Origin of the sequence: Bacillus sp. JHAA (assembly GCF_036961585.1) — a bacterium.
In the GTDB taxonomy this organism is placed as follows: Bacteria; Bacillota; Bacilli; order Bacillales; family Bacillaceae; genus Bacillus; species Bacillus velezensis.
In genome coordinates this window covers 50,606-69,124 of record NZ_JBAMDE010000007.1, presented here as the reverse complement: position 1 = coordinate 69,124, position 18,519 = coordinate 50,606, and the positions used below count along the sequence as shown (strand labels likewise).

25 protein-coding genes and 1 riboswitch are annotated in these 18,519 nt (G+C 47.2%); of the genes, 9 read left to right on the top strand and 16 right to left on the bottom strand.

Annotation, left to right across the window (positions count from 1 at the left end; genetic code table 11):
• Window positions 1-31: 31 nt before the first annotated feature.
• The 3 genes from V7728_RS16100 to V7728_RS16090 are packed head-to-tail and all read left to right on the top strand — an operon-like array spanning window position 32 to window position 1,718.
• Complete coding sequence (locus tag V7728_RS16100; protein WP_007409078.1) at window positions 32-265, top strand: AbrB/MazE/SpoVT family DNA-binding domain-containing protein; 234 nt, start codon at window positions 32-34, stop codon at window positions 263-265.
• The gene (locus V7728_RS16095; RefSeq protein ID WP_007409079.1) at window positions 266-1,003 is read left to right on the top strand and encodes an ABC transporter ATP-binding protein; all 738 of its coding nucleotides are present in this window, start codon (window positions 266-268) and stop codon (window positions 1,001-1,003) included.
• Window positions 996-1,718 (top strand): ABC transporter permease, encoded by a 723-nt coding sequence (locus V7728_RS16090; RefSeq protein ID WP_015239588.1) that lies wholly within the window; start codon window positions 996-998, stop codon window positions 1,716-1,718. The genes V7728_RS16095 and V7728_RS16090 overlap by 8 nt, the downstream gene beginning before the upstream one ends.
• A 41-nt stretch (window positions 1,719-1,759) precedes the next feature.
• On the opposite strand, the gene bla is transcribed toward V7728_RS16090, so the two are convergent.
• The gene (bla, locus tag V7728_RS16085; protein WP_099566562.1) at window positions 1,760-2,509 is read right to left on the bottom strand and encodes a subclass B1 metallo-beta-lactamase; all 750 of its coding nucleotides are present in this window, start codon (window positions 2,507-2,509) and stop codon (window positions 1,760-1,762) included.
• Window positions 2,510-2,578: 69 nt separating this feature from the next.
• Complete coding sequence (locus V7728_RS16080) at window positions 2,579-2,833, bottom strand: hypothetical protein (protein WP_007409082.1); 255 nt, start codon at window positions 2,831-2,833, stop codon at window positions 2,579-2,581.
• A gap of 120 nt (window positions 2,834-2,953) precedes the next feature.
• On the opposite strand from V7728_RS16080, the gene V7728_RS16075 reads away from it, so the two are divergent.
• A complete protein-coding gene (locus tag V7728_RS16075; RefSeq protein ID WP_032866141.1) occupies window positions 2,954-5,239 on the top strand; it encodes an ATP-dependent helicase in 2,286 nt (761 codons plus the stop codon).
• Between the two features lie 68 nt (window positions 5,240-5,307).
• Here the strand turns inward: V7728_RS16075 and V7728_RS16070 are convergent, their stop codons facing one another.
• The 4 genes from V7728_RS16070 to V7728_RS16055 form a co-directional block, all read right to left on the bottom strand.
• A complete protein-coding gene (locus tag V7728_RS16070) occupies window positions 5,308-5,562 on the bottom strand; it encodes a stage VI sporulation protein F (protein ID WP_003154986.1) in 255 nt (84 codons plus the stop codon).
• Window positions 5,563-5,728: 166 nt separating this feature from the next.
• Window positions 5,729-5,890, bottom strand: a complete 162-nt coding sequence (locus V7728_RS16065) for a YjcZ family sporulation protein (protein WP_007610678.1) — start codon at window positions 5,888-5,890, stop codon at window positions 5,729-5,731.
• 91 nt (window positions 5,891-5,981) lie between these two features.
• Complete coding sequence (locus V7728_RS16060; RefSeq protein ID WP_012117306.1) at window positions 5,982-6,179, bottom strand: hypothetical protein; 198 nt, start codon at window positions 6,177-6,179, stop codon at window positions 5,982-5,984.
• Window positions 6,180-6,465: 286 nt separating this feature from the next.
• Window positions 6,466-6,822 carry a DUF1360 domain-containing protein gene (locus V7728_RS16055; RefSeq protein WP_015239585.1) on the bottom strand — a complete coding sequence of 119 codons (357 nt, stop codon included), beginning with the start codon at window positions 6,820-6,822 and terminating at the stop codon, window positions 6,466-6,468.
• Window positions 6,823-6,992: 170 nt separating this feature from the next.
• Between V7728_RS16055 and V7728_RS16050 the strand changes: the two genes are divergently transcribed.
• The 5 genes from V7728_RS16050 (at window position 6,993) to cotZ (ending at window position 9,546) form a co-directional block, all read left to right on the top strand.
• Window positions 6,993-7,379 (top strand): spore coat protein, encoded by a 387-nt coding sequence (locus V7728_RS16050; protein WP_003154992.1) that lies wholly within the window; start codon window positions 6,993-6,995, stop codon window positions 7,377-7,379.
• 37 nt (window positions 7,380-7,416) lie between these two features.
• On the top strand, window positions 7,417-7,731 hold the full coding sequence (locus V7728_RS16045) for a spore coat protein (RefSeq protein ID WP_082997847.1): 315 nt from the start codon (window positions 7,417-7,419) through the stop codon (window positions 7,729-7,731).
• A gap of 92 nt (window positions 7,732-7,823) precedes the next feature.
• A complete protein-coding gene (locus V7728_RS16040) occupies window positions 7,824-8,324 on the top strand; it encodes a spore coat protein (RefSeq protein ID WP_015239583.1) in 501 nt (166 codons plus the stop codon).
• A gap of 150 nt (window positions 8,325-8,474) precedes the next feature.
• Window positions 8,475-8,957 carry a CotY/CotZ family spore coat protein gene (locus V7728_RS16035; protein WP_003154995.1) on the top strand — a complete coding sequence of 161 codons (483 nt, stop codon included), beginning with the start codon at window positions 8,475-8,477 and terminating at the stop codon, window positions 8,955-8,957.
• 145 nt (window positions 8,958-9,102) lie between these two features.
• Complete coding sequence (gene cotZ, locus V7728_RS16030; protein ID WP_015239582.1) at window positions 9,103-9,546, top strand: spore coat protein CotZ; 444 nt, start codon at window positions 9,103-9,105, stop codon at window positions 9,544-9,546.
• Between the two features lie 57 nt (window positions 9,547-9,603).
• Here cotZ and V7728_RS16025 read toward each other — a convergent pair whose 3' ends face one another.
• From V7728_RS16025 to V7728_RS15980, 10 genes are all read right to left on the bottom strand, one after another.
• Window positions 9,604-10,212 (bottom strand): CotO family spore coat protein, encoded by a 609-nt coding sequence (locus V7728_RS16025; protein ID WP_007409092.1) that lies wholly within the window; start codon window positions 10,210-10,212, stop codon window positions 9,604-9,606.
• 97 nt (window positions 10,213-10,309) lie between these two features.
• Window positions 10,310-11,086, bottom strand: coding sequence for an enoyl-ACP reductase FabI (fabI, locus tag V7728_RS16020; protein ID WP_012117300.1), 777 nt, complete (start codon window positions 11,084-11,086; stop codon window positions 10,310-10,312).
• Window positions 11,087-11,216: 130 nt separating this feature from the next.
• On the bottom strand, window positions 11,217-12,029 hold the full coding sequence (thiD, locus tag V7728_RS16015; protein WP_052827264.1) for a bifunctional hydroxymethylpyrimidine kinase/phosphomethylpyrimidine kinase: 813 nt from the start codon (window positions 12,027-12,029) through the stop codon (window positions 11,217-11,219).
• A gap of 22 nt (window positions 12,030-12,051) precedes the next feature.
• Window positions 12,052-13,062 carry a thiazole biosynthesis adenylyltransferase ThiF gene (thiF, locus tag V7728_RS16010; RefSeq protein ID WP_099566561.1) on the bottom strand — a complete coding sequence of 337 codons (1,011 nt, stop codon included), beginning with the start codon at window positions 13,060-13,062 and terminating at the stop codon, window positions 12,052-12,054.
• Window positions 13,059-13,829, bottom strand: a complete 771-nt coding sequence (thiG, locus tag V7728_RS16005; protein ID WP_099566560.1) for a thiazole synthase — start codon at window positions 13,827-13,829, stop codon at window positions 13,059-13,061. The genes thiF and thiG overlap by 4 nt, the downstream gene beginning before the upstream one ends.
• Complete coding sequence (gene thiS, locus V7728_RS16000) at window positions 13,826-14,029, bottom strand: sulfur carrier protein ThiS (RefSeq protein WP_007409096.1); 204 nt, start codon at window positions 14,027-14,029, stop codon at window positions 13,826-13,828. The genes thiG and thiS overlap by 4 nt, the downstream gene beginning before the upstream one ends.
• Window positions 14,026-15,135 carry a glycine oxidase ThiO gene (gene thiO, locus V7728_RS15995; RefSeq protein WP_099566559.1) on the bottom strand — a complete coding sequence of 370 codons (1,110 nt, stop codon included), beginning with the start codon at window positions 15,133-15,135 and terminating at the stop codon, window positions 14,026-14,028. Before thiO ends, thiS begins: the two co-directional genes overlap by 4 nt.
• Window positions 15,119-15,736 (bottom strand): thiazole tautomerase TenI, encoded by a 618-nt coding sequence (tenI, locus tag V7728_RS15990; protein WP_015239576.1) that lies wholly within the window; start codon window positions 15,734-15,736, stop codon window positions 15,119-15,121. Before tenI ends, thiO begins: the two co-directional genes overlap by 17 nt.
• On the bottom strand, window positions 15,714-16,421 hold the full coding sequence (tenA, locus tag V7728_RS15985) for a thiaminase II (RefSeq protein ID WP_015417218.1): 708 nt from the start codon (window positions 16,419-16,421) through the stop codon (window positions 15,714-15,716). The genes tenI and tenA overlap by 23 nt, the downstream gene beginning before the upstream one ends.
• An 87-nt stretch (window positions 16,422-16,508) precedes the next feature.
• Window positions 16,509-16,617, bottom strand: a riboswitch (TPP riboswitch).
• Between the two features lie 53 nt (window positions 16,618-16,670).
• Window positions 16,671-18,515 (bottom strand): monovalent cation:proton antiporter family protein, encoded by a 1,845-nt coding sequence (locus V7728_RS15980; protein ID WP_099566558.1) that lies wholly within the window; start codon window positions 18,513-18,515, stop codon window positions 16,671-16,673.
• Window positions 18,516-18,519 lie beyond the last annotated feature (4 nt).

Genomic DNA, 18,519 nt, shown 5'->3' with positions numbered 1-18,519 from the left:
AAAGTACAATTCATATTTCGGAGGGATAAACATGACGGCACCAAAAGGAAAACACATATTCGGGACTGTTAAAGTGGGTACAAAAGGACAGATTGTCATTCCTAAAGAAGCAAGAGATGTTTTCGATATAAATCCGGGGGATTCACTGCTTATGCTCGGAGATGACCAGCAAGGTATCGCACTTGTTAAACAAGAACTCTTTTTCGAGTTTGCAAAAGATATTTTAAACGCTAAGCAAATCGATGAAGATAGCGAGGATGAGTAAATGCACGCGATTGAGCTGAAGCAATTAACGAAACATTATAAAGAAACCGCCGCCGTTGACCGTCTTGAGTTCTCAGTTGAGAAAGGGGAATTTTTCGCTTTACTCGGTGAGAACGGAGCCGGAAAAACGACATTAATCAGTATGCTTTGCGGACTCCTTTCTCCGGATGACGGTGATGCATCAGTGCTTGGACACAGTATTTTGACTGATTTGGATAAAATAAAACCGAAATTGAATATGTCCCCGCAGGAAACAGCCATCGCTCCTCATCTAACCGTACGGGAAAACTTAGAGTTTATAGCCGGAGTCTACGGAATTCCGAAAAAAGAAGCAAAAAAAAGAACAGATGAGATGCTCGAATTGTTTCAATTAAAAGAGAAAGAAAGAGCAAAAACAAAAACATTATCAGGAGGAATGCAGCGCCGCCTCAGCATCGCAATGGGAATGATCACCAAGCCGGATATTTATTTCTTAGATGAGCCGACATTAGGGCTTGACGTCCGTTCACGCCGCGAGTTGTGGAAAAATCTTGAGGCATTAAAGGGTGACATGACGATTATTTTAACGACACACTATTTAGAAGAGGCTGAAGCCCTGGCAGATCGTATTTGCATTTTAGAAAATGGGACTTTAAAAGCACTGGGTACGGCGGAGGCTCTGAAAAAGCAAACTCATTCAGCCACATTTGAAGATGCCTTTTTAGCGATTTGTGACGGGGAGGCGGGTCTTTATGCTTGATTTCGCCATTCGCAACCGCAAAGAAATTTTTCGTGACCCCCTGTCTATTATCCTTGGAATCGCACTGCCTGTTATTCTATTGTTTCTGTTTACGGCGATTGAAAAAAATGCGCCGCTTGATACCTTTAAAATTCAGCATTTAGCACCCGGACTCATTGTTTTCGGTTTTGCTTTCCTTACGATGTTCTCTGCATTGCTGATCGCAAAAGACAAACAGACCGCCCTTTTGACCCGTTTGTTTGCTTCCCCTTTAAAAACAGCCGATTATGTCATCGGTTATGCAATACCGATGCTGCCGTTAGCCATTTTACAAATCGTCATTTGTTTTATCGCAGCAGCGGCTGCCGGTTTATCCGCCGAGTGGATGAATCTTCTCGCAGGTATCGCTGTCTTGCTGCCGATTGCGATGATGTCCGTTTTCTTCGGTTTATGTTTAGGGGCTGTGTTTACGGACAAACAAATTTCAGGCATCGGAACGATTTATATTACACTCGTGCAATTTCTGGGCGGGGCTTGGATGGAGGTGAGCCTGCTCGGTGACACATTCAAACATATCGCTTATGCCTTACCGTTTATTCACTCGATCGAGCTGGCCCAGGAAGTCATATCCGGAGATTATTCTTCCTTTCATCAGCATATTTGGCCGATAGCGGGATATACCGTTTTGGCGCTTGCACTTGCTTTCCTCAGTTTTATGAAAATCAGGAAGAGATAAAAAAAGCCGGCACTCCGTAATGGGAGCGCCGGTCTTCTTTATTACGTTTCTTTCAGAAGGCTTATCGTATGCGGCAGCAGACGGTCATCCCCCGGACTGCCATGGCCCGGAACGACAATGCTGATGTCCTGATATCTTTTCATGACTTTGCGGACGGCGCGCGGCCACTGATCCGGATAAAAACCCGGAGTAGGCACGATTTCCTTTGTTTCTAAAGCCTTGATTAAGCATCCGCCGAATAAGAGCTTATCCTTAGGCAGCCAGACGGTAATATTGTCTTCCGTATGCCCTTTTCCCGGATAAAACGTTTCAATTTTCATATCGCCAAACTGCAGCTTTGTCACGTTTTTCAAATCTCCGAGCGGCCGGTCATATCCCTGCTGTCGGGCGAAGTCGGCGGTCAGTTTCGTGCTGTGCACCTTTACACCGTATTTGTACAGGGTGTTCAGACCGCCGATACGATCATCATGGGCGTGTGTCACAATGGCATCGGTCATCCTTTTGCCGGGAAACCGCTTTTTTATTTGTGTCATTAATTGCTCTGTGAGACTGTCATTCCACGGAGTATCAATCAGTACGATTCCTTTGGAAGTCTCAAGAAGCAATCCGTTCGCAGGGACGGGATTTCCGTCTGCCGTACCGGTGCTTGTATGCATCCAAACATGCGGCGCCAGCTGTGTGAGAGTGACATCTTTTGCTGCGGAGCTCTCCGCCGCGTGTGCCGGTTTCATTCCGGCAGTAAAGAGGCCGAATAGAAATAACCCCGCAATTAATAATGAAAGCTTTCTCAAATTGAATCATTCCTTTCCGCATCTTTCATATATACGACCTCAAAAAAACCCGGATATATCCGGGCTTTTTCACACGTATTGATTTATCAACCGGCCTTTTCCCATGATTTGCGGCAGACGGGAAAGAGAGCGCTTACGTTTTTCCTCATGTACTTTCTTTTCTGCGGCTGCGGTGTTTTCCTGGCGGCGCTCCACCTCCCTGTACACCCTGTCATTGGCAAGGGCGGCCGCTTTCGTAATGCCGGCATAATCAGACTTATAACCCGCTGCCCGGTTTGCGTATTGAGAATACTGCTGGTTTTGAATCCGTCCTGCATAAATCATATGTACCCCTCCCCTTCGCTTTTCATTTCCCTTAATCTTACTTTTTGAAACGCTGTTCTTTTGTTATGATATTCTTTGTCTATCAAATGGATGAACACCTTTTAATGGGAGGACCCCTTTTTGAAATGCGCCCGACTGAATAACCGAACGATACATTTACATACATATTCTAGAGAACATTACCAATTCCTTTTTGAAGAAGCTCAGAAAGGAAATATTTTTTGCGCACATTGTGAGCAGCCCGTCTTGATGCGGCTTTCGATTTTAGAGCAGCCGGCATTTTATCACCGGCAAAAGGGAGACTTCACCGCCTGTGAAAAAGCATGCGCGGCCGAGGAACCACAAGCGGAGAAAGAAAAAGAAGAGTATAAGGAAGCCGGCATGTTCCGCCTGCCGAAAGGAAAAGCGATTTCAGAGAATCCGAAACCGATCGTCTCAGAATGGAAAAGCCCGAAAAAAGTGCCTGCGGCCGAACCGTTTTCACCAACATCCGAGGCGGCTGATACATCTTTGTTCCCCGGCATCGGCCTGAACCGTGAACAGATGAAGGCAGTTACTGAAACGGACGGGCCTTTATTAGTGCTTGCCGGAGCGGGAAGCGGAAAAACAAGGGTGCTGACAGCACGCGCCGCCCATATGATTGAACACCTCGGCATTTCACCTGAGAATATGCTGCTTGTGACCTTTACGACAAAAGCCGTCGCCGAAATGAAAGAGCGGATGGCGAATGAGTACGGTCTGGCAGCCGGAAAAGTCTCCCGTCTCGTGACCGGAACATTCCACAGTTTTTTCTATAAAATACTCTGTCATTATGATTCTTCAAAATGGAACGGCAGCCAGCTTTTAAAAATGGAGTGGCAAAAAGAGCAATATGTGAAAAAGGCGCTCTATGAAGAAAATTTGGATGAAAAAGAGTTTCCCGTCGACCAGGCGCTTCAGCTTATCGGCTGCTGGAAAAACACGTATCTCCCCCATGAGACCATTCCGCTTGCGGACGACTGGGAGAAAAAAGTGTACAGGCTTTACGAACATTACGAACGGCAGAAGCGGGAAAAACGGCAATTTGATTTTGATGACATGGCCCAAGGCTGTTATGAACTGTTTCAAAGCCGGCCTGATATTCTCGCGCAGTACCAAAACAGATTTTCTCATATTTTGATTGATGAGTTTCAAGATATCAATCCTGTCCAGTACAACATTATGCAAATGATCGCAAGCCCTGAGAATAACCTGTGCTGCGTGGGTGATGACGACCAATCCATTTATGCGTTCCGCGGCAGCAGCCCGTCTTTCATTTTAGATTTTCAGAAAGATTACCCGGCAGCAAAGACCATTTACTTAACGGCAAATTACCGATCGCCTCATCCGATCGTCTCAAGCGCTCATGCCGTCGTAAAGAAAAATAAAAAACGGTATGAAAAAACACTTTCTGCCGTCAAAGACGGCGTTCACAATCCCGTGATGTTTTATCCTTACGATGAAGAAGAAGAAGCGACCATGATCGTTTCGGATATGAAAGAGAAGATTCAAAACGGGGCGAGTCCTGACGATTTTGCCGTACTTTACCGGACAAACAGCGCCGGACGGGCCATTTATGAAAGACTGCATCAATCATCGATTCCTTACCATGCCGACAGGGGCGTGCAGACGTTCTACAGCCGCAGAATCGTACGCCAGATCCTCGCCTACTTATATGCGAGTCAGAATGAAGATGATCCGGATGCGGTGAAAGACCTGCTGCCCGCCTTATTTTTAAAGCAATCCGCCCTGCAAACGTTAAAGGCGCTGTCAATTACGGAAGATTGCACGATGATTAAGGCACTGACGAAACTGCCTGACCTGAAGCCTTTTCAAATAGGGAAGATCAAGCAGATCGTTCCGTTTTTCGCAAGCATCCGGACAATGAAGCCGGTTGAAGCCATCACCTTTGCAGAAAGCAAAATGGGTTTTTCCGAGTATTTAAAAAAACGGGGCAATGAGGGAAACAAACTGGAAAAAGGCTCTGATGATCTCAGGGATGTCAAAGTGGCCGCCAAAAAATTCAAAACCATTCCCGATTTTCTTGCGCATGTCGATCATATGCGCGCCGCTGAGAATCTGAAAACCGATGAAAACGGCGTCGAACTGCTGACCATTCACCGCTCTAAAGGTCTTGAATTCAATACGGTCTATATTTTAGGCGCGGCTGACGGCTCGATCCCCCATGACTTCGCACTTGAGACGGCCAGACAGGGCGATCCCGCTCCGCTCGAAGAAGAAAGACGGCTTCTCTATGTCGCAATGACAAGGGCCATGCAGCATTTATATGTATCTTGTCCCGCGTACAGGCGGGGAAAAACAGCGCGCAGCTCAAGATTTCTCGAGCCCCTTCTTCGGACGGACAGACGGAGCGCACTCAGGATATAAAGAACCCGGCAGATCACTGCCGGGTTCTTCTCACATAAAAAGGCCTTTTTAGCAAGGCCGGCTGACGCCTATTTATTGTTCAGCATTTTAGAAATGGTGCCAAAATCAAGTTTCTCTTTACCGCTTGTAATAGATTGAACGATTTTGTCTTCCAATTCTTTCGGAACACGCTTGTTAGCCAGCTGGGACACCTTCTGAATGACGCCTCTCACCGTGTTTTCATCTTTGAAATTGGCATTTTGCAATGATCCTGCAAGGTTCATGACATCCTTCATGCTGACGCCTGTTTTCTTCTCAATATTTTTGAAAAATTGATTATCCATGGTGTGCCTCCTTTTGTGGAGTAATACGATATTGTATGAATAAAGAGCGGAACATGTGCCCGTAAGACAAGGAAAAAATTCCGAGTGCCCCGTCTCTATACTCCTTCATACATCAGGGAAGCACGGGACTGAACGGTCCCGCGCTTATCCAAGGTCTTGCTAAGGTTTAGCCAAAAAAGGATGCACCGACAATGATCAGAAGGATGAACAATACGACAACAAGAACAAATGTTGAGCCGTATCCGCCTCCGACATAGCCGCCTCCGTATCCGCCGCAGCCGCCATAACCGCCGTAGCCGCCGCCGAATCCGCCATATCCGAATCCCATATCTAAGCACCTCCTTTACTCCCTATACTCTATGTGAGCCGACTTGTTTGGCTTGGATAAATGCATAGGGCCGGTGCGGATTTCATTCATTTTAGTGAGAATGCTCATTTTTCTTCAGTTTTGCTTCTGTTTCGGCGGCAAACACATCTATCCATTCCTCAAAGCGCGATCCCGCTTCATCAAACTCAGACAGCTGTTTTTCAATAGATAAGATATATTTGTCATGCTCCCGCTGGTTTTGATTGTGCCGGCGGTATTTACCGTTTATGAATGATTCAAATATATTCATAACATCCCCTCCTCCTATGATCTATGCCGAACAGAGGCCGGCGTTCGGCAAAAAACAAAAAAACCGGAAGCTCCGGTTTTTTAGAAAACGGCTATTTCGGTTTTTTCTTTTGGCCGCAGCCGCAGCCTTTTTTCTTGATTTTTTTTTCGTAAGGCTGATGCACAGTTGATTTGTATGGAGAATGTTGGGAAGGTTTGCTTGATTGACTCATGGTGATCCTTCCTTTCCTTATGTCATATATGCCAGTTTATGCCGAAGGTGACGGTAAGTTGCTGGTGGAACCGCCTTATTCCTGCAGAAGACGAGAAACCGCAGCTTCAATGATCCCGGCCGCGCCGGCTATGGCTAACAGCAAAATCAGCCATTGCGCAGCCTCGGGTACCACAATCTGGACCGCAATTAAAAAGGCGGCACACCACACGCCCGTACACCAGTAGCAGCTGAGAAGTTCACCGATAAATGCCCTGATGCCTTTTCCTTTTATGACAATGTAGGTTTCTGTCGTGCCGTCGGGTGCGGTTTCTGTTTTTTCCTCGTGAAAAAGGCTCCGAAGCGGCGCCATAATGGTGTCAAATACGAAAAGCCTGGCCAGCCGGAAAACGGCAAACGATAACAGAATAAATGAAAGCCAATTGATAACCACCTGTTCACTCCTTTTCAAAACTTGACCTCTTTATACATATGCGAAAACCCTGATCTTCATGAATCGCACCTTGTCCGGTAAAAAAATAGGTGCGGTTTAGTTGTTTTTCTTATTCCGCTCGGCGTTTCATTTGCATTATATAAAGTATGAATGAGAAAGGAGTGAAGGTTATGTCGTTTGAAGAAAAAGTCGAAACACTGCAACCGCAAATATACGAACAATTATCCAACGAATTCGAGCAGACGATCGAAGTGATTGATTGCGAAAATGTCACAATAGATACAACACATATAACGGCCGCTCTTTCTATACAAGCCTCAGTTACTACGGCGATTATCCTCGCGACACAGCTCGCGATCGCAGATGAAGACACAGCCGACCAAATAGCAACCGAACTGCTGATCCTGGATGATTGCCAAATAAAAAAGAGGACCGTCATTCAAGTCCTGAACAGCCGCAATATTAAAATCACACTGACTGCAGACGATATTATGGCCTTTGTACAAATTTTGTTTCAATTATTAAATATACTTTTTGCTGAACTAGACATCCTTTAACCTTTCTTTTCAAATATTTAAATAGAGGTGAGAATAAATGGCAGATAACGAAAAATTAAAAAAAGAACTCGAAAATCTACCAGAAGTGGATCCGCTTTTAAAGGTGCTTGTCAGCAATGTCTTCAAAAAACACGGCGTGACAAAAGATAAAATGCGGGAAATTCCTGATGAAGAAAAAGAAATGCTGATCGCATTAGTCAAAGACATGCAGGCAAAAACAGAAGCTTTTCTTGAAAGCCAGAAACAGAAAAAAGAGCAGGGAAAAGCGCAAGATCAGCAGACCAATCCGCAAACCCGCAGAGAACAATTAATCGAACAGCTCCGGCAAAGACGCCAAAATCCCGGTCAATAACTAAAAAATAGTGATTTTTATCAGGATAGATGCCTGAGTCAAAGTAAGGGGCCGGCTCATTTAATAATAGTAAAAGAAAAGGAGGAATAGATATGGAAAGCAGACCATACTCTTGGGTTGCACTTGATCCTGAATGCGAACATCCGCGAGAAGAAAAAGAAGAAAAAGAAGGCAGAAGATGTAATGTTTGCTGTAACGGACATGGATTTGGCGAAGATAATGCCTTCCTTGACCAAGACCTTGCTCAAGCGAATATCAACAAACAAGTTTCTGAAGAAGCGATTATTATCAGAGACTCTTGTGATATTAACGTGACGTCAACAGACGTTCAAGCAGTCGCTTCAGTCATGACAGCGATTAATGCAGCAGTCGTAACGGCCACTCTCACTTCAATTGCTGACGGAGTCATCGCTGAATTGGTCGCACAAGACTTATTGCAGCTAACAGCTAACAAACAAATCAACCGTCAAAAACTGCTCATCGAAAACTCCCGCGGCGTAAACGTGACAACAGTAGATGCCGATATCGCAGTTTTGATCTCAACAGCGACAAATTTACTGATTGCTGTCTTAGTCATCACCCTTGTCCTCTAAAAAGAAAAAGCAGAGCTAAAAATGCTCTGCTTTTTCTTATTTTCTCCGCATATGATGAATATATAGACGTTCACCCACACCAAGTGAGGCTCGCGTACATATGTTGTTAAAGACAAAAGTCAAATACCCTAAAAGAAGGAGCTGAAATCCATGAGCTGCGGAAAACACCATGGCCGAGATGAAAGTTGTGTATGCGATGCAGTCGAGAAGATTTTAGCAGAACAAGAGGCTGTTGAAGAACAATGCCCGACTGGATGCTATACCAATCTGTTAAGCCCGACGGTTACCGGTAAAGATACCATCCCGTTTCTCTTGTTTGATAAAAAAGGCGGTTTGTTCTCCACATTCGGGAACGTCGGAGGCTTTGCGGATGACAGCCAGTGCTTCGAGTCTATTTTCTTCCGGGCAGAAAGAGTTTGTGATTGCTGCGCAACGCTTTCAGTATTGCGCCCCGTAGATGTGCACGGCGACACCCTCAGCGTCTGCCATCCTTGTGACCCGGATTTCTTCGGTTTAGAAAAAACAGATTTTTGCATTGAAGTTGATCTGAGCTGCTTCAGCGCCATTCAATGCCTTTCACCGGAGCTTGTTGACCGGCCTGAGCCGCACAAAGAGAAAAAGCATCACGGATAGTCATTGATTCGCATCTTTCCTAAAGAAGAATCCCCTTCCAACCTTCTATTACAGATGCAATCATCAGCCCGCCCGGATTTCCGGGCGGCTGACTCTCCGATATCGTTTAATCCGGTATATAAAACGTGAAGTCAGGAGGGATATTATGAGCAAGCATACAACATACTGTGTGCGTGAAGCGGTAGAAAATATTGAAGACCTGCAAAATGCGGTCGAGGAAGATTGCCCAGCCGGATGCTTTTCCAACCTTTTATCGCCGGGTTTTTCATTAGGCGATACAGTGCCGTTTGTGCTTTTCACTTCTAAATCATCACCGTTTACCGCATTCGGAAATGTCGGCGAGCTGGATAACGGTCCGTGTTTTAACACCGTTTTTTTCAGAGTTGAAAGGGTCTGTGACGGCTGTGCCACATTAAGCCTGCTTATTGCTTTTGACGAGCATAAGCACATTCTTGATTTTACAGATAAAGACTCTCTCTGCGATGTATTCCGTTTAGAAAAAACGAACTATTGCGTTGAAGTCGATCTCCATAGCTTCTGCGCCATTAATTGCCTGAACCCGAGACTGATCAACCGCACACATTCTTAAATCAAAAAGCATAAAAATAAGCTGCCGGATTAAGAATTCAGGCAGCTTTTTGTATGGTTAAAATCCAAGCGGATGCAGCGAGGTAATATCGTCTATTGCGAGTTCTGCCGGCGCTCCGTTGCTTGTCGTCCGCAGGAAGATCGCATTATTTTTTCTGCCGACGATTACGCCTCTGTAGGTTTTCCCGTTGGCTTCTATCAGACAAAGGGTCCGCGGCATATTATGCGGCAGCTTCGTTAAGAAATCAATTTTTTCAAGAATGGACATTCTGCTCATCGGCTTTTTCACGCGCTTTGGCGGAACCTTTTCCTCTGGGGCGGCATTGTGAACCGCTTCAGGCTCTTTTTCAGCGGCATCAGGCTCTTTTTTAGCGGCGTCAGGCTTGGCAGTGTCCTGCTCTGCTTGCGCCGGAACTTCTTGAACGGCTTCTTCTGCGCGGCTGTGCTGTTCAGGTACTTGCTTTTCTGGTTCAACAGCCACTGCTCCTTCAGGCTGAGTTTGACATTCTTCCTCCCGCTTTCCATGCATCGGCTCTTCTTCCGGCGGCTGAGGCGCTTTCCTTTTTTTGATTAATATGTCCTGCATTGATGATTGCGTGTCTGAATAATCCGCCTGAACAATATACATGAGCGGTTTTTTTTCCGCGTTTCTGTTTTGTTTTGACATCTTCATCCCTCCGATTCTGTCATGTTTTATTTATATGACGGAATGATTAAAATCAGAAGAAAGAAAAAAGCAATCCCTGAAAGGGACTGCTTGTTATTTAACGTGCGGTAATATGGAATCCTGAATCAACGTGAAGATTTTCGCCCGTGATGCCTCTTGACAGGTCACTGAACAAGAATGCAGCCGTGTCGCCCACTTCTTCAGGTGTTGTCGTGCGGCGCAGCGGCGCGCGCTCTTCAATTTCTTTCAGGATGGAGTTGAAATCACTGATTCCTTTTGCAGACAGCGTACGGATCGGTCCTGCTGAAATGCTGTTGACGCGGATGTTTTCTTTTCCTAGGTCAGCGGCTAAATATCTTACGCTCGCATCAAGAGACGCTTTTGCCACACCCATTACGTTATAGTTTGAAACGACGCGCTCTCCGCCGAGGTAAGTGAGTGTAACGATGCTTCCGCCTTCAGTCATAATCGGACGCGCCGCTTTTGCGACCGCTGTCAGAGAGTAAGAACTGATGTTATGCGCAAGCAGGAATCCTTCGCGGTTCGTATTTAAATATTCGCCGACAAGCTCTTCTTTGTTTGCGAACGCGATGCAGTGCGCGATGCCGTGAATCACGCCGACCTGCTCTTTAATGCTCGCAAAGCAAGCTTCGATCTCAGCGTCATTTGTCACATCACACGGAAGGATGATGGAATCATTTCTTTCTAATGTAGCCGCAAGGTCATGAACTGATTTTTCCAAGCGCTCTCCCGCGTAAGTGAAAATGAGGCGCGCTCCGGCTTCATGCAGCGAACGGGCGATTCCCCATGCGATACTGCGTTTATTGGCAACGCCCATCACAACGATGTTGCGGCCTTCAAGTGAGAAATTCATATGTATAAAGCCTCCTGTAATCGTCTTAAAGACATAGTTTTAGTACCTGATCTTAATTTTTATCATATCATAACCTTGTCCAGATTGAAAGCATGGGAAAAAGACCGCGGATGTTGAAGCGGTCTCTTTTTTATCTCGTCTGCAGACTGTTCCTTTTAAAGGCAAAATGATTGGTCGGGCCGTGTCCCTCTCCAATGCCGAGCGTATGTTCCACGGCTTCCCGCACAAAATTGACGGCTGTCTCAAAGGCGGTCTGAATGTTTTTCCCCTTTGCCGTTTCCGCCGTCAGCGCGGCTGCGAACGTGCAGCCTGTTCCGTGGGTGTGTTTGGTGTCAATATAGGCGTGGCTGATTTGGGTAAAAGACGAACCGTCAAATAATAAATCAACGATCCTCCCTTGTTCAGGCTGGTGTCCGCCTTTTATGATGACATGCTTTGCACCAAGCTTGCAAAGGCGTTCGGCCGCTTTTTTCCGGTCCTCAAACGTGCGGATTTCCATTCCCGTCAATACCTCAGCTTCCGGAACATTCGGCGTCACCGCATAGCTGCGCGGAATTAACAGCTCTTTTAACGCGGCCTGAGATTCCTCACGCAGCAGGGAAGCGCCTCCTTTGGCAATCATGACGGGGTCCGTGATGAGATGATCAAGCCCGTACTGATCCGTTTTTTCCGCAATTTCCGCAATCATTTCTGCGCTCCACAGCATTCCCGTTTTTACAGCGTCAGGCCGCAAATCTTCCGCCACCGCGTCAATCTGGCTGCCCAGCGCTTCCCGGGTGAGCGGATAAATGCCGTGAACGCCCAAAGTGTTCTGGGCGGTTACCGCTGTAATGGCTGACATTCCGAAAACGCCGAGCTCCTGAAAGGTTTTGAGATCCGCCTGTATACCGGCGCCGCCTCCTGAATCTGATCCGGCAATCGTCAATGCTTTGCATATGCTCATGATGTTTTTCTCTCCTTTCGCATTATCCGATCCATTTATGATAAAAGGATTTCGCTCTGCTGATATCACTTGTGCCGTGTATTAATGCTCTGCCGTCACGAAACAGTACCATCTTGAAATTGTCTTTGCAAAACGAAATTAAATACGGGTTGGCTGAAACATCAAGCCCTGTCCGTCTGAGCTGTCCCGCAAGTTTTTGCAGATCAAACTGTTCAGAGATCCCCGCTCTGATCTGCACCGTGTTCCGCCCGCACAGAACCGCCGCTTTTGTCTGATTTTCATAGGATAAAAACGGATAATCGTTCGTGCCGCAGCTTGGGCAATCAGCCGACTTAAGACGGGCGACGTTTATTTCTGACCGTTCATTTTTCCATAAATCAAAGGAACGGAGAACATGCTCGATAGATCCGCCCGTTAACAGTTTCAGCGCATCTGCTGCCTGAAAAACGGCCGTCTGCAATACAGCCGGGCTGATGATTCCCCCCGTATCGCATGTCATACCGCCTAAAGGCAATGTCTCAAGCAGACAATGAAGGCACGGCGTGACACCGGGAATGACGGTAAAAGAGAGCCCGTAGCTGCCGACACAGGCGCCATACAGAAAGGGAATCCCTTTCTGCACAGCCGCATCATTCACAATCAGCCTCGTTTCAAAGTTGTCGGCGGCATCCACGATGAGGGAGGCGTCACGAATCAATCCGGGTGCGTTTTCCGCAGTGACATCCATGACAAATCCCTCGACCTCTACATCACTATTTATAGATCGAAGCCGTTTTTCAGCCGCCGCGGCTTTCGGCATTTCATTTCTTACATCGTCTTCGGTATAAAGCTGCTGGCGCTGGAGATTACTCCACTCCACATAATCTCTGTCAGCGATCGTTACCTTCCCGACTCCTGCTCTGACAAGCATCTCCGCACTTGCCGTCCCAAGCGCACCCGCGCCGATAATCACGGCATGAGACGACCGGAGCTTCTCTTGGCCGGAGGGACCGATCGGCTGAAACAGCTCCTGTCTGGAATATCTGTCCGTCATACCGGAAGACCGTCTCGCGGACTGCTTGCAGTTCCGTAATCTTTCACCGGAATTCTCCCCGCTTCATAAGAAAGACGGCCCGCTTCTACGGCAAGCTTCATCGCCCGGGCCATTTTGACCGGATCATCAGCGCCTGACACAGCGGTATTTAACAGCACACCGTCAGCCCCGAGCTCCATCGCGTAGGCGGCGTCTTTTGAAGATCCGACGCCGGCATCGACAATGATCGGCACCTTCGCCTGTTCAATGATAAAGGATAGATTCAGCGGATTTAAAATTCCCTGACCGGAACCGATCGGCGAAGCGCCCGGCATAATGGCATGCACTCCGAGCTCCTCAAGACGTCTTGCGAGCACAACATCATCTGACGTATACGGAAGCACGATAAATCCCTCTTCGAGCAGCTGTTCTGATGCTTTCAGCGTTTCAACCGGATCAGGCAAAAGTGACCGGCTGCACCCGATGACTTCTACTTTTATCATGTCACAAAGCCCTGAAGCTTTGGCAAGCCTTGCGATTCTGACCGCCTCTTCAGCCGTTGCGGCGCCGGCCGTATTCGGCAGAAGCGTGTATTTAGACAAATCAAGCTGTTCAAGAAAGTTAGGCTGAGACTCTTCAAAGATGTTCATCCGCCTTACCGCAAAGGTTAAAATATCTGATTCCGAGACAGCCACCGCCTCTTTCTGAATCTCAAAACTCGGATATTTTCCCGTTCCTAACAGCAATCTTGACTGAAACTGTTTTCCGCCTATTGTTAACATCCTCATCCGCCTCCTACAAAATGGACAATTTCTATGACATCGCGGTCACACAAACTCGTATTTTCATAATTCTTTTTTTCAATGATTTCTTTATTTCTCTCCACAACTACGATTCTTTGATCAAGCTGGTACGATTCAAGCAAATCCTGAACCGTCCCCTCATTTCGATTCCAATCAATTTGTTTTCCGTTCAGCTGAAGGATCATATATGAACAGCCTCCTTGCGATCAATTCGAAACGCTTCTTCCCATTCCTGCTTAATCTGTCTTCCCAGGATCATATCCCGCACCATTTCAGCCGTTGCCGGCGCCAACAGGATGCCGTTCCGAAAATGGCCGGCGGCGAAGATGATGCCGCTGTCTTCAGGATGCCGCCCGATAAACGGCTTTCCGTCTCTTGTTCCCGGCCTGAGACCCGCCCAAAACCGGTCTATTTTCATATGTTCGATGGCGGGAAGCATGGTTTTCGCTTTTGCAATGACGGCCTCAATTCCTCCGATGTCAGGCGTATCGCTCCAGTCGCCCTGTTTCATCGTGGCGCCGATGACAAGCCGGCCGCTTTTTCTCGGGACGACATAACAATGATCATGGTAAAGGGTTTTGGTCAGCGGGATATCGTCATTCCACACGGAAAGGCATTCTCCTTTCACAGGAAAAAAAGGCTGTCCCAAGCCGAGCTGGCTGAAAAACCGGCCGCTCCATACACCGCTTGCAACTGCGACTTTGTCAGCATAAACATCACCGCCGGACGTTGTGATGCAATATTCTCCGTTCACCCGTTTTACGGAGGTGACTTGTGTATGCTCATATATGTCAGCGCCATAGCGCCGCGCTCCTTTTGCATACGCTTTGCAAACATAGTACGGTTCGACATGGACATCGTCTTTTATATAACTTGCGCCGAGAATGTCTTTTGAAGCGTAAGGCTCTTTTTCAAGGGCATCTTCGGCTGAAAGCCAGGTGACGGAAGGCAGATCATCCATCTTCCGTAGACGGACGATATCTTCTTCGGTATACGCCAGTTTAAGCATTCCGCCGTTATGGCGCCTGATGTCAATGCCGCAAGCTTCCTCAAGCTCTTGCCCCGCCGTTTCATACAGCCTTTGACTGTACATGGCAAAATCAAAAAACGCATCCCGGTTTTCACATTCCGCATGAGCGCCCAGCATTCCCGCGGCAGCGCTTGTCGTTTTTCGGCCGACTTCTCCGGCTTCAAGCAAGACAACGTTCTGCTGCGTCTTCGCCAGCTCATAAGAAATGGCGCATCCGATAATTCCGCCGCCGATCACCGCCGTATCATAGTGCTTCTTCATAATCGGCCTCCCTTACCGCGCGTGCATACCGTTTTGCCGCCTCCTCAGGATTTTCAGCTGAGAATATACCTGACATGACGGCAATTCCGTCCGGTTTCGCCTGCTTTGTGTGTCCGATCGTCTGCAGTGTCATTCCGCCGATTGCGATGACGGGGATGGAAAGCGTGCGTTTGATCTCTGAAAGCAGGCTGATGCCTCTTGCTTCAAGTCCTTGTTTACATTCGGTTTCAAATACATGGCCGAACACCACATAATCCGCATCTTCCTTTTCAGCTTGGATGGCTTCTTTCAGCGAATGAACCGAACGTCCGATATGAAGATGGGGAAATCTGCTTCGCACCTGCTTTACGGAAAAGCTGCGGGACGGAAGCTGAACACGGTGTATATTGGCAAAAAGCGCGATATCCGCCCTGTCATTGATGATCAATTTGTCCTTATCCGCACCGCCCTTTTTCAAAAGGGTCAAAAGCTGCATGATTTCTCCCGCTGTTTTATCCCGCTCACGGATATGGATAAAGCTTACTTCGCGCTGAATCGAAAGAATATCTTCGGCCAGCTCGGCAACGGATTTGCGATTATCAGTTACCGCGTGCAGCTCCAAAAGATTCCACCTCTTTTCCGCCCTTCTCGGACCAGCCTTCTTTTTGATAGGCCATTCCCCAAAATTGATATTCATAATAGCTTGAAATCACAAAATTCTCTTTCATTTTCGCGCGGATGTCCTCTGTGCTGTTTTCAGCAATCTCGTCAAAACGGCTGATCTGTTCTTCGACTTGCTGTCTGAACCAGTCTCCGCCGTATGTACCGATCCATTTTTCATAAATCGGATGCTCCGGTTTGCACTCCTTTAAGTGTTCGCCGACTTCATAATAAAGCCAATAACAGGGCAGAAGCGCAGCTAATATTTCTCCAAAATTGCCGCTCATCACCGATCTGTACATATGAGACGTATAAGAATAGGCGGTCGGTGCCGGTTTAAATGCCGCACGCTCTTCTTCCGTAATCCCTAAAAGCTCCGTAAACTCGCGGTGCAGCGCCATTTCCGCTTCATATGTCCCTTGAGCGTGGCCCGCCATCCTGCCCGTCGTAAACAAGTCTTCGGCATATGCGGCGCCGAACGCCTGAACTTTTGCAAAATGCGTCAAATAGTAGGAATCTTGCAGCACGTAATAGCTGAAACGGTCTATCGGCAGGCTTCCGTCACCGATTCCCGTTACAAACGGATGAACAAAACTTCCGTCCCACCATTCGGCAGCCGCCTGTCTGCATTCTTCAGAAAATGTCATCATGTCTTCCCCCCTGATAAAATAAAAAAACCACTTTCCCGCATCGGAAAAGTGGTTTGGAATTTAAATGGATAAAAGGAACCCCAAAAAAATACCGCTCCACTTCCCTACGCAGGTCTGAACCTGTTCAAGTTATGAGGGTCTAAAAGTCTCACTTTTATCTCAGCCCTTATGAAGGACACCCCTAGTGGTCATACGATTAATGATTTATTTGTTATGCCTTCTATATTATCACGAATTGCAATTTGGTCAAGCTTCAAGGATTTTTCTCAGTTCCGACACGTAGTTGCGCGAGCCCGTGACGATGAGACGGTCTCCTGTTTTCAGCCGCGTGTCTCCGTGCGGAACGATGCTGTCCACACCTCTGAAAATCCGGACGAAAATCACATCGCCCATCAGCGGAAATTCCCGCAGAATGATGCCGTTATACGCCGGGTTTTCCAGATTGATCTGATATAACGAAGACTCCTCATTCGTCAGGAGGCTCATCACGCCCGGCGCCTCAATTAATGCGCGCAAGAGCGTCTTTGTAGACAGAAGGATAGAAAAAATACTGATGCCCTCTTCTTTCAGTTTTGTTTCATGCTCAACCGAGCCGACGCTTGCGATGATACGCTCAGTCCCTTTCTCTTTCGCTATTAAGGCGATTTCGGCGTTCACATCTTCATTTCCCGTCGCCACGACAAGAATATCCGTTTTGAAAATACCGTGCGACTCAAGCGTGCCGGGCTCGTAATCAGAAATCGTGTCAACCGAAAAAACGGATTCCGCAAGCGTTTTCCCGGCATTTTCCTGATACACATGGACGACCCGTACTTCATATTCCTCATCGGGCAATTCCAGCGTAACCGGAAGTGTCATTTGGTTGGCGCCGATAAATGTAATGCGCTTTTTTTCCTGCGGCGCACTTTGCCGTTTGTATAATTTCTTAAAGCCGATCGGCGTGATGATGCTGGCAATAACCGCAACTAAAGTCAACGCGCCGGACATATTGGCGCTGATAATGTGGAGCCTTTCTCCGATCGTAGCCGCCGCGATAACAAGCGACAGCGTGGACGTCAGCAAAAAGCCCGAAGCAAACACGGTTCTTTTGTCATACCATTTCTTTAAATAAAACACCGGAAACATTTTGCTGATAAACAGCGCAAGCAGAAGCAGCGGAATCATCGTTAATGTTTTCGGATCTTGGAAAAGCGTCCAAATGTCCAATTTCACCCCGACCATGACGAAAAAGATCGGAATTAAAAACCCGTAGCCGAAGGAATCCAGCTGTTCCACCATTTCTTTATTCGGAGACAGAAGCGATACCAGAACGCCTGCCAAAAACGCGCCGAGAATATTTTCCGCCCCGAGAGATTCCGATAAAGCGACAAGCACGATAATCAGTGTGAAAATGGCTCTCGTGCCGATCTGCACGGTGCCTTTAGACATCGACTGCACAAATGAACGGTGTTTAAAGATCCTGCCGAAGAAATACAGCACGACCCCCGCGGCAAAGAGAATCAACAGAAGCCACATATTTCCGCTGTCTTCTCCGTAAAGAGAAGAGAAGAAAGCGAGCAGAATCATCGTAGCCAAGTCCGCGATAACGGCGACAAGCAGGATGATCTGGCCGATATTGGAGTTCATGATCCGTTCTTCCTTTAAAGTCGGGACCACCACACCGAGTGATATCGTCGAAATAATAAGCGTCATTAAAAATGCGTTTTGAATAAAACCGGCTAATACAAAGGCATAGGACAGCAGCAATGATAAAATAAAGATGCCGAAAAAGATAATCAGTGCGGCAGAAAACGTGTTGGGCGCTTCCTTGCCATTCGGAAGGAATTGTTTTTTCTTCCCTTTCTCAAATGAAGAAAAATCAATTTCCAAGCCGCTTAAAAACATTAAAAAGATAAAGCCGAGAACAGACAGCGTCTCCAGCCACGTGTCTCCCTGAACGACAAGATTCAGGCCGCTTTTTCCGATAATAAGCCCCATGATGATCTCCGCGACGACGACGGGGATGCTGAGCTTAAACCGATGTAAAAGGAGCGGCGTCAAAAAAGCGATGATCAGAACGACGACTAAAGATGCGACTGATGTGTGTTCCATTCGT